The sequence below is a fragment of the Methanosarcina sp. KYL-1 genome (genome assembly GCF_024372725.1).
Taxonomy (GTDB): Archaea; Halobacteriota; Methanosarcinia; order Methanosarcinales; family Methanosarcinaceae; genus Methanosarcina.
In genome coordinates, this window is record NZ_VOUA01000001.1 from 294,481 (window position 1) to 308,442 (window position 13,962).

A 13,962-nucleotide genomic window follows, 5' to 3' on the forward strand; every position below is an offset into this window, starting at 1 on the left:
ACAAAATTAAATAAATGATCCGCGCTTAAATAAGAAAGGGAGCAGAAATGGGGCGCGGGAGTATACGCATTAGAGTAGTGACGAGCAGGGATGAAATCCTTAGCCTGGAGCCCGAGGAAACGGCGGTGCATCTTGCTTTTCGGCCCTCGGACCGGGACCTTTTTAATCTCCTCAAGACATGCCCGGAGATAGAGCTGCTCCAGCTTCCTGCCTCCTCCTATGATGGTCTTTCAAAGTTCATACGAATGTACCTTACTTCTTCAGGCATCCACCTGGTAAAAGGAGATGTCAGCGGGCACTGGCATGACCTGAACAACTATTTTGTAATCCCTGCCTATGTGCTCGAAAAAATAAATGAGCTGAAAGTTCAGGGAAGGACCGAAGACGAGATCATCGGGGAGATTACAAGCATAAGGAAAATCAGCCCCGACATGATCCTTCACCTGCTGCACGGTTTACCCCCGTCTCAGAGCCCTGAAAGCCCCAGGGCGAACAACGTTTAAATATAAATAATTCCGGGATAGTCCCGGCACCTTCACCACAGTTTCCACCACTGTTTCTTTGAAGACTTCTGTTCTTCTATCTGCCTCAGCCCATCGGCAGCAAACTTCTGCTGCATCCGGTATTTCCTGTTTTCTTCATTAAGCCGGGAGACCTCTTCTTCCTTACTTGCAAGGGTCCCTTTCATCTGCTTTATCAGCTCTTCTTTTGCTTTCAGCTGCTCTTCCAGGTTCGGTCCTTCGTGCCGTTCAGATAGTTTCTTTTCAAGCAGCCTGATTTTTTCTTCCCCCGAAGCAAGCATAGCCTCGATGGTGTTTATTCTTTTATCCTTCCCTGTGAGCTTCTCTTCAAGTTTCTTGACCTCTCCGTTATTTGCCATGACCTCCGAGGCCAGGGTCTTGAGGTCCCTATCCTTTATTGAGATGCTTTCTTGAAGTTTTTCAATGTCCGTTTCCCTTTCCGAGAGCTTTTCACCAAGAGCCTTTATTTCCTCCTGCTTTGCAGAGAGTTCTTCTAAAAGGTTGTTCACCTCTCCGGACCTTTCCGAAAGCCGGGTTTCGAACTCCTCTATTTCTACATATTTCCTTTCAAGTTTCTCCCGGAGGTCCTGCATCTCCGCATTATTTTCCTGGATCCTTGCTTCAAAAGCTATTATCGTTTCTTCTTTTTCACTCAGCTGAGTTGAAATCTCCTTTAGTTTCTCCTCTTTTTCAGTGACCTTGCTTTCGAATTCCTTTAGCTTCTCCTCTTTCTCAGCGATCCTGCCTTCGAATTCCTTTAGCTTTTCATCTTTTTCATTGATCTTGCTTTCGAATTCCTTTAGCTTTTCATCTTTCTTGGCGAGATGGTTTTCAAAGCCTTTTATGTTTTCATCCTTTCCAGCGATCCTGCCTTCAAGTTCTTCTATTGTCCCGTCTTTTTTGATTAGCTGGTTTTCAAAGCTTTTTATTGCTTCATCCTTCTCTGCGATCTGCAGCCCGAAAGATTCGAGTTTGCTGTCTTTTTCAGAGACAAGTTTCCCAAGTTCTTCCAGCCTTGTGTTTCTGTTTGCAAGCTCCCCTTCAAGGGTTTTGATCGTTTCGGAAGGGCCGGAAAGCTGCTCCTCCAGAGCTTTGATTTTTGCGGTTCCTGATTCAAGCTCCCCCTCAAGCCTGCAGTTTATTTTTTCGCTTTCAGCAAGCTGTTCCTCAAGTTTTTTCAGGTTTTCTTCCCTGTTTGCAAGCTTTGTTTCCAGGCTCTTGAGTTCCATATCCTTGCTTGTGAGCTGCAAGCGGAGGGAATTTGTGTGAGGGTCCTGCATTTCTTTTATTTCTTCTTGCTCGGGAGTTAAAGGCACGGCCTCTTCACTTTCAAAAGCCTGGACTTCCTCTTCCTCCGAAAGCAGGCTGAGCTGCCCCCTTGAGTTTTCACAAATCTCCGCCCAGGCAAGGACGCAGGCTATAGGAGTAATCCTCCTGAACACGCTATCTCCTATCTTGCAGCCGTAGACTCTGTGGGCAATATGCCCTTCCACGGTGTTAAGGTCCAGGTTCGGGTCTCCCAGCCTGGCATTCATAGCGCTTCCTTTCTTTGCCTGTCCGCCGTTTGCCTTCAGGACCTCAATGGCTTCGGAAAAGACGCTCCAGGGGAGAAACGGCTGGTTTCTCAGGTTGTCAACATAGATTCCGTCCAGTTCGGCTCGGGCTTCAAAGAATTGTTTCCCGTTCATCAGCGGAATTTGCGTGGGGTTTCCTTTTTTGAAAAATTGCTTTTTTATTTTTGAGACAACAGGGTCTTCCATGCGTGGGCCTCATGACAGTCGTAGTTTCTGGATTATAATAAGCGTAACATTTAATAAAAGTTATGTGATTCTGCCGTAAATTTGTAGAGTGAATAATCCGGGCTTCCGGCAGAGGCGGCTTAGCCTACCCCATAAAAAGGGCTTCAATGTTTAAAAGCTGGTCATATCTTCTGGAGATGGCAGTAGTTAATTACAAGTTTTCCAGGTACAATGGCAGAAGCTTGCGAATTCTGTTCTTTTGCCTCGACACTTATATATACTATGGAAATGTATGGCGAGCGTCTATCTGAATATAAATATATAGTTTATATTTGGGGCTTCATCCGGAAATTACGCCCTGCTGAAAAATCAACGGCGTTGATTCCGTAAACGGCGTTGATATGGAATATACAGTTCCGTTTTTATGAGGGGATGTCTTCTGAATTATCAGGTCCCATTCTTCAGGGGCTCTTTATCTGATCACACTCTATCTTTTTTATCCGGGGCTTCTCCTGAATAAGGATCCATTAATTTTTCAGAGATTATTCATTAAATTGAATAATATTGATTTTTTAATACTCATGCTTATTATTACCAGAGACGCTTTTCTATCAATGAGATTCGTTTTTCCGATGTCGGTTATTATATCTATTTTTGAAACTTATACTTGCTTGCTTTCTGTGAGAAAAGGAGAAGATCCGGATCCTTCCCAATACCTTTTCAGATGCAGTAAATTTCAGATGCAGCAAATTTCAGATACAGCAAATTTCAGATGCAGCAAATTTCAGATACAGCAAATTTCAGATGCAGCAACTCTTAGATGCAGTAAAATGAGTATAAAATTGTGGAGTATTGCAGAAATTTATCAGAGGTATTGAAAATGGATGATTTACCGGAAGAAGTTCAGGGAATAATTGAAGAGCTGGACGAGGCAGCAGAAGACGAGGATGAAGATGCAATAGAAGAGCTCACCCAGAAACTTCTGGATACTGGAGCTGATGTGGAAACAATCACCCTCAAAAAACTCGCTCTCCTCGTTATGGACGGCGAGGAAGAAATGACCCAGGGCTGGACAAGGGTTGCAATTCAGATTGGCCTGGACCCCTTCAAGACCCTCATCGAGGGACTCGCTACAGGCATGAGCCTGATCGGTAAGAAATACGAAAATGGAGAAGCTTTTGTCCCCCAGCTTCTGATCGCTTCGAATGCAATGTACGGCGGGATGGATCTCCTCGCTCCCCTTATGAAGCGGGACGAAAACAGCGGCTCAAAGCCCGCAACGGTTGTTATCGGCACGGTCGAGGGCGATGTCCATGATATCGGGAAGAGCCTTGTAAAGACCCTTCTCAGTGCAAACGGCTTCAACTGTGTGGACCTTGGAAATGACGTACCTGCCTCCAGGTTCATCGAAGCTGCAAAGGAGAGCAAGGCAACAGCAATTTCCATGAGCACCCTGATGACCACTACCATGGCAGAGATGCCAAGGGTTCTCAAGATGCTCTCAGACGAAGGCATAAGGGACAAGGTAATGGTGATGGTGGGCGGCGCTCCTATCACAACCGAATATGCTTCCCAGATCGGGGCTGACGTGTCCCCTCACGATGCCGCCAGTGCAGCAAACTGGTTAAAGGCAGCTGTCTTTGACTTCCCCCCTGAAAGTGTAAGATGGGGCTGAATTTTCCACAGAATTTATTTTTTGAATCGACCTGTGCGTTGAGCACAATAAAAAAAGGAGTAAAAAAGGAGTAAAAAAGGAGCTAAAAACATGGTAGCTGAGATGACATCAAAAGAAAGGGTCCTTGCAATGCTCGATAAAAAGCCAGTTGACAGGGTCCCTGTGATCACCGGCTCTACTATGGTCAAGGAATATATCGAGAAGAGCGGAAGTGTCTGGCCTGACTATCACTCCAATGCAGAGATGATGGTCAATACCGTTAGCCTGATGCACACGGATGCCGGGCTTGACAATATCGTCATGCCCTTTGGTATGTTTATCGAATCTATTGCCCTTGGCCTTGAAGTGAAAATGGGAAGAATCGATATTCAGCCCTCGGTAAGGAGCTTTTTCAACAAGCCCGAAGAAGTAAAGTACGACAACTTCCTCGAAGACAAATTTGTAAAGACCACAATTGACGCCATTAAACTGTCAAAGGAAAAATTCCCGGATGCAGCGATTACTGCCTTTCTTGTGGCCCCCGTCACCCTGGCAGGAGACCTGATGGGTGCCGAGAACCTTTCCGTGCTCAGCATCAAGTGTCTGCAGAAAGAAAAGCAGATGCAGAAGATGCATGAATGGATCGATGTGGCTCTTGAGATCAACAAGATCTATGCCGAGGCCTGCGTTGAGGCCGGAGCCGACGTTCTTTACTATTCCGATGCCTCCGCGTCCCCGAACCTCGTGATGCCTGAATTCTACTATGAAGTGGGTGTTCCGGCAGAAAAGGAGCTAGGGGACTTCGTCCACAACCTTGGGTGCCCGTGGGAACTTCACATCTGCGGTGACACTACCCCGATTATTGAGGGTATGGCATCCACAGGTGCAAACGGTCTCAGTGTTGAGCAGGCAGTAAAGATGAGTGAAGTTACAAAGATTGCAGGCGAGGTGCCTGTTGCCGGGAACATCACTCCACTCCTGATGGTTGAAGGTACGGAAGAGCAGATCACCGGAGCAGTTCGGGACGCCCTTGATGGCGGAGCAAAAGCAAGCATGCTTGGCTGCGGAACTCCCCCCCTCAGCACCTCCGACAGGCTCAAGACCTGGGTCAAGGCCGTAGCTGACTGGTCAGCAGAAAAGCTCTGATTTCGAAAATAAGATCTTAAGATCTTTGTAAAAAAAGACAGTTCTGATATCTTCTTTAAACAGAAGGGGGTCTGAAAACCCGGTTTTCCTTTCCGGAATGCTGGAGTTTCAGGCTTCTGATTCTTCTGTTATGTATTCTGTGTTATTATCGTTGGGAGCGATAGCTATGGGAATTAATCTGGAGAAAATGAACAAAGTGTTGAAGTATCGCTGGGTAGTATTTGTCATCCTGGCTCTCGCATATTTCTTCGTGTATTTCCACCGTGTGTCTACCGCAGTGGTCGCGGCTGACATTATGAACAGTTTCGGAGTAGGAGCCGCATCAATAGGGCTTCTTGGTTCCGCTTACTTCTATGCGTACACGGCCATGCAACTTCCGAGCGGCATCCTCAGTGACAGTTGGGGTGTCAAAAAGACCGCTGGTGTCTTTACCCTGCTGGCTGCCGTGGGAGCCATCCTTACGGGGGTTGCAACCAGCTTCACGATGGTCCTCATCGGAAGGGTGCTCATCGGGATCGGGGTAGCAATGGTCTACATCCCCGTGATGAAGGTCCTTGCCATCTGGTTTAAAAAGAACGAGTTTGCCTCCATGTCAGGTGTTCTCCTTGCAATAGGAAACATCGGTGCCCTCAGTGCTGCAGGTCCCCTTGCCATAATGGCAGCTGCCTTCGGAGACTGGCAGAAAGTCTTCCTCATGCTCGGTGTCTTCTCAGTGCTGCTCGCAGTGGCTATCTTCATGCTGGTAAAGGACAGACCTGAAGATATGGAATGCCCCTCAATCCCCGAGATTGAAGCCTACGAAAAAGGAGAAAACTATGTCCCTCCAAAGGCTGTTGCAAAAATCCCCATGGGAGAAGCCCTCAAGCAGACTTTCAGCTCAGGGATGAAGTTCTGGCCCCTGTCCATCTGGTTCTTCTTCATGTACGGAAGCCTGATGGTCTACCAGGGACTCTGGGGCGGCCCCTTCTTCAGGGACGTGCTCGGCTGGGACAAGGCTACCTATGCAGGTGTCCTTTCTTTCATCGCCATCGGCATGATCTTCGGCTGTCCGATTGCAGGTTACCTCTCGGACAAGGTGCTTAAGTCCAGGAAGAAAGTCCTGATTGCAGGCACTGCAGTCTACATCGTGCTCTGGGGCGTGCTCTGGTCTCAGGCAGGAAACATCACAAGCACAACCGCATACACCGTTATCCACTTCCTCTTCGGGTTCTTTGGCGGTTTCTTTGTTGTCTCCTACGCTCAGGTCAAGGAATGGTTCCCCGCATCAATCGTAGGGACCGCAACTGGTGCATACAACATCTTCCCCTTCCTCGGAGGAGCCATCTTCATGACCATAACCGGCAAGATGATGGAAGTTTCCAGCGGGACCACCGCTTCCGTAGCCCAGTACAAGTCTGTCTGGCTCCTGATGTTTGCATGCATGGTCTTTGCCTTCCTCTGCCTCCTGGTTTCCAAGGAAAGAGGCTCAGAAAAGGTTGCCCCTGTAAAAGTCTCTGACGCAAGCGAAGTTCCGGTAAGTTCGGAACGGTAAGACTAAACATTATAATAGTCGGCTGGCAACGTCTGATCCGTTGCCAGCCCAACGGGAGTGGGATTTTTCCCCGGTTGAAGGTGAATTAACCCCATTCAAAACCCCTAAATTCGAATGAATTACTCAAAAAAGTCTTTAAAACCACCAATTGCCTTCAAAAAACGTTAAAATTACTCAAAAACATCTTTAAAACCACCAATGCCTTCAAAAAACGTTAAAGTTACTCAAAAACGGTTTTCAACCCAACAATTTAACCTCCTAATAAGTTGGAATCATTCAAAAACGACTACAAACGGAGTGAGTTCATATAAAAAAATAAAGGAATTTCCCGGGCAAACTGCCTTTACACAGCAGAGCTTCAGGAATTTCTGAACTTTACTCCTCAATTCCATAGAACTCATGTTAAACAGGCTCTTGTTTCTTTTTACGGGGGCAGGACCTCCAGGAAAAGTGCAGGATCAACCATTGTATGGAAATGTATGTAAAGACAGGTTTGAAAAATGTGTGCTGTGGTGCTTTATTGTGCAAATGTTCCGTAAAAACCGACAAAGAGCCTCATTTACTCCTCTATTGAAGAGAGATAAAATTTGAAGAATCCCGAATCTGAATGCTGAATGGCGGAAGATCTCAGTTTCTAATGCAGCCTCTCTATGAGCCTGTCCTGAAGTGCTCTTCAAACAGGTTTTATTCAGTTACTCTCCCATTGAGGCTGCTCCGGCCGGCTATAGTCCGGAGAAACGCTTCCATATTGCATCTTCCGGCTTTTCAGCCGGTTTCGGAACAATATATCACGCTGATGACAGTGCTCCCAACCCTCTCCATGGGCACTGTTGTCATATATCCCCCAAAAGCAAGTAGTAAGACCTGCAATACCCCCTGTGCAGGCGCATATTTGCCATTTTTTGCGCCTGCACGGGAGAACTATTTCTGGTCGGCACTTCGGGAACTTTTGGATCCCTGACAGATTTGCCATTTTGTCTGTCCTGATGATCGGTACGTTGAACCCGGACTGCCTGACAGGGTAACTTTGATGCTTCCCCGCACTTAAACCTCCAGTGCACGGGGGTATTGCAACCTCTTCAACGGTTCTAGGTCACTTTGCCTGAGAATTCTATTTCTTCAGTTCTTCTATTTCTTCAGTTCTTCTATTTCTTCAGTTCTTCTATTTCTTCAGTTCTTCTATTTTTTGTCAGTTCCTGGAGCTTTTGAGCTTCTTAAATGGCAGAAAATTGATATAGAGAAAAGCTATTAGATACTGTTTTTTTGATTTTCTGGTTCCGTTATTTAATTACTTTTTGATACTGAATAAATAATAACTTTTTAATATCAAGATCTCTATAGTAGTGTTACTTATTAATCTTAAAATATATTCATCTATTTTCCTGGGTTGATATCATTACGTTGCTATATTGTGGTGCTGTATTTTCCCTCTTTGAAGATGATTTATAAGTTTCTGGTGATTGAGATTGGATCCCTCGTGCCTGATAAAAACAATCTTCCTTTCTGAAAAAAGAAAAAATGTACTGGTCCTGCTTTTACGCGAAGGGCCAAAAAACATCGATGAAATCAAAGAGGCACTTGACGTCAGTTCAAGCGCTTTGATGCCTCAGATTAAGAAACTTCTTAAGTGGAACCTTTTAACCTACGATCCCGCCGGAGATCTATATCAGCTCTCTGACATGGGTGCCCTGATAGTTGAAAAAATCGAAGAGTTTCTTAACATTATAAATGTCTATGTGGAGAACCATGAGTACTGGGAGTCGCGGGACCTGAGTGAGATTCCCTATCATATGCGCAAGCGTATCGGAAACCTGAAACATTGCGAGTTGCTGGAAGCGGACCGGGACTGCCTTTTTGAGTTCCATCCCACTTTTGCCGAAAACGTCCTGAACTCCAAATACGTCATGATGGCCAGTTCAACCTTCCAGCCCCAGAATGTCAGTATCTTTTCGAAGCTCCTGGCCAAAAATGCAAAAATTGCTTTAGTGCTTACGGAACAGATTTTCGATAAATTCCTTGATGATTACCCTGAGCAGTTTAACAGCTTCCTTTCCCATGAAAACATGAGCATCTCCATGCGTAACGGCCATATAGGGCCTCTTTCCCTGGTAGTCACGGATACTTTCATGGCTATGTGGCTTTTTGACAGGAACGGGAGGTTTGACGGGACTACCATGATAAGTTACGAGGACAGTGCCCTCAAATGGGGGAGGGAACTCTTTACTTATTATTCAAGCATCTCAAACCTTGTCTACATCGACCCGGACACCGGGAAAATGGAAGTTACGGGATACAACATCACGAAAGCCAATAAGTTCTGAGTCTTTTTTACGATGGGATTTACAAGATTAAAAAGGGGTTGCCTGTAAATAATACAGGCAATCTGGTAAAATTTTTAGAGTATTTTTTCCGGAGAATTGTCAGTCTTTTCCTCTCTGGTTGGATATATCTTTGATGGAAGAGGCCACGCCCCTGGCAATCCCAAAGGCGAGAAGTGAGATTACCAGGGGAATTGCAATTACCATCATTAAATTCCCTTCATCGGCGTATTTGAACATGAAATAAAACAGAATTGTGCTTATCAGTATTCCGACAACCAGCAAAAAGACAGCCGGCCCTCCGTACATCTTTTCAATCGTGTTGCTCATTATCCATCCCACTTTCAATGCGGCTTTTTTATAGGGGAGAAAATGTTTCCACTCTGAAAACATCTTGGCATATGTTAAATCTAAAATTATTGCATATAAAACTTTAGTTATTATTTTAATTTTTTTTAAGTTTTTAAATGCATAATATTTATTTAAATATATAATGAAAAAACTTACAGAGATGCGGGTTTTGTCCAATAGGAATTTCTTTCTTTTTTATATATTCTACTTCATATCTTACTTTTTATGAATCAAACATTTATAAAAAAAATGTATTATATTTCAGGATACTCTAATATCAACTAAAAAAATGAGTTTATAATTATATTTTTAATCATTGTTTTATATTTATCGATTAATATACTTTCGATGTAAATTATTTTTTGTATAGTTTCATTTTTATTCATCTCAATATATTTTGATCTGGTATTCTTATTTGTGGGCGTGGGCCTCGCTCTCACACATTATAAATTATTTCTGTAATCGGGCTAATTATTCCTCAATGTTACTCTATACTCTCTGATTCTCCAAACTCTGTAAATTATTTGTCAAATTTCTAAAATTATTATATTTAGTTAATTGAAATAACAATCTTATATTTACTTTTTTAAATATATCTATTCATTATTAAACTATTATACAAGGTGTTGTAGATAAATCGATTTATAAATACATTTAAAACTAATTCTCAAAATGAGTAAATTAATATACGATGTTGTCCATTTTCTAAATGGAGATTTTTTAGAAGAAATTGGGCTTCACTTACTCTAAAAAAGTGGTTGTTGCCCAACTTGTGTTTACAGGCCCCCTATTATACTGCGTGTTTGCAGCTCCGATAGAAACCGGCTATATGGAGGAAATTATCTGAAATGAATTTGAGCTAACTTTCAAGGGAGTTCGATGGGAGGAAGGTAATTTGGTGAAGTTCAGGGTAAAAACCTGGGTCGTTGATCTGGTTTTTATGCATATTTTGTTCTTGGTAATCCTGTACATTGTTTATGTGTATATCGTGCCGACAATAGTTCCGAGATGATAAGAAAGGAATTGAAAATCAAAGCAAAAGGGATAATCAGGCGAAAAGGTGTAAGAAGTTCGATGAAAAAGGTGATCGCATGGGAGAAGGAATGAAAGATCAAATTGGAAATAAAGAGAAAAAAAGACCTGCTTCTCAGGGTGAAGGGGAAAATCAGGCCAAAGGGATAGGATCTAAAGCTTATTATCTGGATGTGATCTTTATTCAGATTTTACTTCTGTTACTCCTGTATGGAGTAGCTGTGCTTGTGGTGCCTAAACTGACCTGAAATGCCACGTTCTCATGACACTAAAAGTCTACAGGTGCATGTTTTCATCGGGTAGAGAGTGCTTTTCTTCCTCTTTTCCAAAAATGTACCAAATTAATTTTGAAATTTTATTTTCCAGGTTTTCGGGTTTCCGGCTGATTAATGCCAAATAATGCACGAAAAGCCGGATTTCTCCGAAAAAATCTCTTTTCTGACAATTTTCCTCCTTTAATAATGGCTTTTTTCTGTGAGTCAGCTTTTTTATCATTATTCTTGTAAACAATATTTGATGGGTTGGTAATGCTGATGGGTTGGTAATGCTGATGGGTTGGTAATGCTGATGGGGTGGCAATGTCCTATTGGTTGGCCGGGCTTGTTAAAAAATCAGGATATTAAGGTATCGTAATGTTAAGGTTTATTTGAAGTTAGTTCCGGGAAATTGAAATCCTTCATTTCCGGAAAGGCTTCAAGATAATGGAGTTCTGGAACTCTGATCTCTCTTTTTCGGAATTCTTCCAGGGCCCTGGTGTGTACATCGGATTCGAACTCGAATTCATACCTCAGGTCATTGACATAGGCTTTGGCCCTGAGCCGGGTATAAAAGGGAAAGGCCTTTTGCAGGAGAGTGACCTGGCGTTTTTCGGAAATGTAAACATATTTCGAACTTATGACCGCCTCCCTCAATATTTTCATGGCAAGGCTTGCATCCGCATCACATGCTATGTACAGGTCGATTACTACCATCATTTCCGATGACCCGCTGTTTGCGCTGGCGACGCTTTCCGTAAAAATCAAACCATTGGGGGCTGAAACAAGGTTATCGTCAGGTGTAACCAGTTTTGTGGCCCTGAACCCGATATCCATGACTTCACCATAGTATTTTCCAATCCTTATTTTGTCCCCGACCTGGTAGGGTTTTTCGAAAGTAATAACAATTCCCCCTATAAAGTCCGAAAAGAGGTCTTTAAGCCCAAAGCCAAGGGCAGCCCCGAAAAGCCCTCCCAGGATCAAAAGCTGCTGCCCTGAAATTTCAAGAACGTTCGCCATGATATAATAAAACGCAGCCCCGTATATCCCGAATTTTAACAGGGGGATTAGCATTTTCAGTTTGATCCTCTGCCAGCCGGTCCTTTCCGAGAGTTTTGAGAGCAGGAGGGTCAAAAGTCTGGAAAGGAGGAATGCGAACAATAAGACCAGAAGCATGGAAACAATGGTCCCGATGCCGATTGATCCGAAAAGTGTTGAAAGCTCTTCCTGCCTGGGGACATTGTCTGCCATTTACCACACCAGCCTCAGCTTTTCGAGGTACGATACGACACTGCCCAGGGCTTCAGGCCGGACCCGGCAAAAAGCATCCCCGTCAATAAAAATGAGCTTCTGGTGTAAAAGCCTGAAAATGGCTTCATTTACCTTCTCTTCCCCATCGGAGCCTGTCATCTCGGCGATCTCAGCTCTTGTGAGGCGCTGGTACGAAAGGATGAGGCTCAACACAAAAGCCTCCTCGTATTCGAGTTCGACCTCGAAAGAAAAGCCGCCTATCTTTTCCGGCCTGGCCTGCGGGTATCCGGCCCCGAGTTCCCAGAGCCTCAATGCAACTCCGGGGTTTCCTTTCGATTCCAGGTAGAGCTTTTCAAATACCCTGTCTCCTGCACTTACTTCCTTCTCTTTTTTCAGGAAACGCTTCTCCAGGTATGGAAAATTTATTTTCGGCAAAAGCAGATCTATTTTTTTCCCCAGAAGGGCAAAAGGAAGCGGAAATTTGATAAGATACACCACTGGCTCTTTTTCGGACTCCAGTTCTTCTGTAAAGTGGATCTCCCCTTCCCCGTATCCACTGAGAATCAGGGTTTTGAGGTTTTCCTGCGTGAGGGCAGGAATTCGGACCTGTACGGGAAAATACTTTCCAAGTCCGAAAACTTCGTTCAGGTAGTTCCAGGAATACAGGTTCCAGGTGCTAATAAAAAGCCTTTCCCGGGAGCTAATCATGTCCAGAAATCCATAAAACGCATCAAAACCCCCGATTTTTCGCATGTATAGAAAGTGGCAGTCATCAAGGAGCACGACCCGCCTGGAGGTCGGAGAAAGGGAAATTTCCTTTTTATTCCTTACGACTGCCGGGAATCCCAGTTTTGTTACCCTGCCGGGGTTCTTCCTTTCTATTTCCTCAAGCAGGGTGGTTTTTCCTCCGAGTGGCCCGGCTATGAGAGCTATGTTCAATGTGTTCCCAAGTTCAAAGTCCGCAATTGCTGCCTGAATTTTTCCGATCTCTTCTTCAAATCCGAGCACTCCGAGCTCCCCTTTTCCCGAAAGTTTTGCTGGTCCCCCACCATGGTCTACGTATATTCCATGGTTTGCACATATTATATTGTCCTGCATGATACATAAATCGGGTTACAATCCGGGTCACAGCCTGAATTATTACACTCTGGGGCACCAATTCGCTTCCCGGAGGCCGTTCATATTGCGAGGGCCCGCAATGGCGCTTTTTAAGGCCCAGTTCCGAAAAATATCCTGTAGTTCAGGAAGAACTGTTCTACTAAAATTTTAGCTGGAACCCCGGAGGAAAAAACCGGATAAGGGAATCCTGAGTTTAAGCTAAAATTCCAGAGACCCGGAGCAGGTCCCCTTCAGGACTGTAAGGTTTCTTTGCGGGCTTTTACAGGTTAACTTAAGGAATCCTGTAAATGCCCTAACCCGCGCCAGAATCAAAAAATATTTCCATAATATCCATGTTCTTGCTGATTTTGCTTTTTATGTGTTCGGTGAACCTCTCTGCACAGAATCCTCAATATTTTCGAAAATGAAGTTCCTGAATTGGTTTTCTTGATTCACGTCCGGAACTTCAGGCTACGGGCAGGGTGAGCGGGAATCGCCAACATTTTAAATAAATCTGGCTATTAGAGAAAAATATTTAATGAAGAATATTTTAATATTAAATAAAAAATCACAAATAGAAAAAGGGGGAAGTAATTTTGAAAATAAGGGTTGTAAGTTCAAGAGAGGAAATCCCAGAATTGAATCCGAATGAAAGGATAGTGCATATGGCTTTCAGGCCTGCAAACAAGGACATTCTTGCACTTGTAGAGGCCTGTCCGAAAATTGAAGTCATACAGCTTCCAAAATCCTACAGGCGCACGGTTTCAAAGTCAATTGAAATGTTCCTTGAAATGCAGCGGATCGAACTCATAGAAGGGGATGTCTGGGGACACAGGAAAGACATAGACGAGTACTACAGCATACCGTCTTCGGTCATTGAGGAAATAAAGGAACTGAAAATTGAAGGCAAACCCGCCGAGACCATTGAAGAAAAAGTCTCAAAGGCGAGGAAGATTAACCCTGAAATGGTTGCTTATATCCTCAAAAAAGAAGTCATTTCCTGAACAGCTGAAAAATACCTTAAGTCCTCTTTATTTTTGGGCTCTTTATCTTTTTCTTTTCCTGAT

Annotated in this window: 12 protein-coding genes; 7 read left to right on the top strand and 5 right to left on the bottom strand. The window is 44.0% G+C overall.

Annotated features, from left to right (window positions below; genetic code table 11):
• Positions 1-47: 47 nt before the first annotated feature.
• Positions 48-503 carry a DUF1699 family protein gene (locus FTO70_RS01385; RefSeq protein WP_255333900.1) on the top strand — a complete coding sequence of 152 codons (456 nt, stop codon included), beginning with the start codon at positions 48-50 and terminating at the stop codon, positions 501-503.
• Positions 504-535: 32 nt separating this feature from the next.
• Here the strand turns inward: FTO70_RS01385 and FTO70_RS01390 are convergent, their stop codons facing one another.
• A complete protein-coding gene (locus FTO70_RS01390; protein ID WP_255333901.1) occupies positions 536-2,281 on the bottom strand; it encodes a chromosome segregation ATPase in 1,746 nt (581 codons plus the stop codon).
• A gap of 859 nt (positions 2,282-3,140) precedes the next feature.
• On the opposite strand from FTO70_RS01390, the gene FTO70_RS01395 reads away from it, so the two are divergent.
• The 4 genes from FTO70_RS01395 (at position 3,141) to FTO70_RS01410 (ending at position 8,912) form a co-directional block, all read left to right on the top strand.
• Positions 3,141-3,935: a corrinoid protein gene (locus tag FTO70_RS01395; RefSeq protein WP_255333902.1), complete on the top strand. Its 795-nt coding sequence runs from the start codon at positions 3,141-3,143 to the stop codon at positions 3,933-3,935.
• A gap of 90 nt (positions 3,936-4,025) precedes the next feature.
• Positions 4,026-5,060: a uroporphyrinogen decarboxylase family protein gene (locus tag FTO70_RS01400; protein WP_255333903.1), complete on the top strand. Its 1,035-nt coding sequence runs from the start codon at positions 4,026-4,028 to the stop codon at positions 5,058-5,060.
• 166 nt (positions 5,061-5,226) lie between these two features.
• The gene (locus FTO70_RS01405) at positions 5,227-6,591 is read left to right on the top strand and encodes an MFS transporter (protein ID WP_255333904.1); all 1,365 of its coding nucleotides are present in this window, start codon (positions 5,227-5,229) and stop codon (positions 6,589-6,591) included.
• A gap of 1,466 nt (positions 6,592-8,057) precedes the next feature.
• Positions 8,058-8,912 (top strand): winged helix-turn-helix domain-containing protein, encoded by an 855-nt coding sequence (locus FTO70_RS01410; RefSeq protein ID WP_255333905.1) that lies wholly within the window; start codon positions 8,058-8,060, stop codon positions 8,910-8,912.
• A gap of 99 nt (positions 8,913-9,011) precedes the next feature.
• On the opposite strand, the gene FTO70_RS01415 is transcribed toward FTO70_RS01410, so the two are convergent.
• Positions 9,012-9,437, bottom strand: coding sequence for a hypothetical protein (locus FTO70_RS01415; RefSeq protein WP_255333906.1), 426 nt, complete (start codon positions 9,435-9,437; stop codon positions 9,012-9,014).
• Between the two features lie 914 nt (positions 9,438-10,351).
• On the opposite strand from FTO70_RS01415, the gene FTO70_RS01420 reads away from it, so the two are divergent.
• The gene (locus FTO70_RS01420) at positions 10,352-10,540 is read left to right on the top strand and encodes a hypothetical protein (RefSeq protein ID WP_255333907.1); all 189 of its coding nucleotides are present in this window, start codon (positions 10,352-10,354) and stop codon (positions 10,538-10,540) included.
• A gap of 28 nt (positions 10,541-10,568) precedes the next feature.
• Here the strand turns inward: FTO70_RS01420 and FTO70_RS01425 are convergent, their stop codons facing one another.
• The 3 genes from FTO70_RS01425 to FTO70_RS01435 all read right to left on the bottom strand — a co-directional run bounded on the left by FTO70_RS01425 (position 10,569) and on the right by FTO70_RS01435 (position 12,805).
• Positions 10,569-10,787, bottom strand: a complete 219-nt coding sequence (locus FTO70_RS01425) for a hypothetical protein (protein ID WP_255333908.1) — start codon at positions 10,785-10,787, stop codon at positions 10,569-10,571.
• Between the two features lie 140 nt (positions 10,788-10,927).
• Positions 10,928-11,797 (bottom strand): mechanosensitive ion channel family protein, encoded by an 870-nt coding sequence (locus FTO70_RS01430; RefSeq protein WP_255333909.1) that lies wholly within the window; start codon positions 11,795-11,797, stop codon positions 10,928-10,930.
• Positions 11,798-12,805 (bottom strand): hypothetical protein, encoded by a 1,008-nt coding sequence (locus FTO70_RS01435; RefSeq protein ID WP_255333910.1) that lies wholly within the window; start codon positions 12,803-12,805, stop codon positions 11,798-11,800. It abuts the gene before it with no gap.
• A 728-nt stretch (positions 12,806-13,533) separates the two neighbouring features.
• Between FTO70_RS01435 and FTO70_RS01440 the strand changes: the two genes are divergently transcribed.
• Entirely contained in the window at positions 13,534-13,899 is a 366-nt protein-coding gene (locus FTO70_RS01440) for a DUF1699 family protein (RefSeq protein ID WP_255333911.1), read from the top strand.
• Positions 13,900-13,962: the final 63 nt, after the last annotated feature.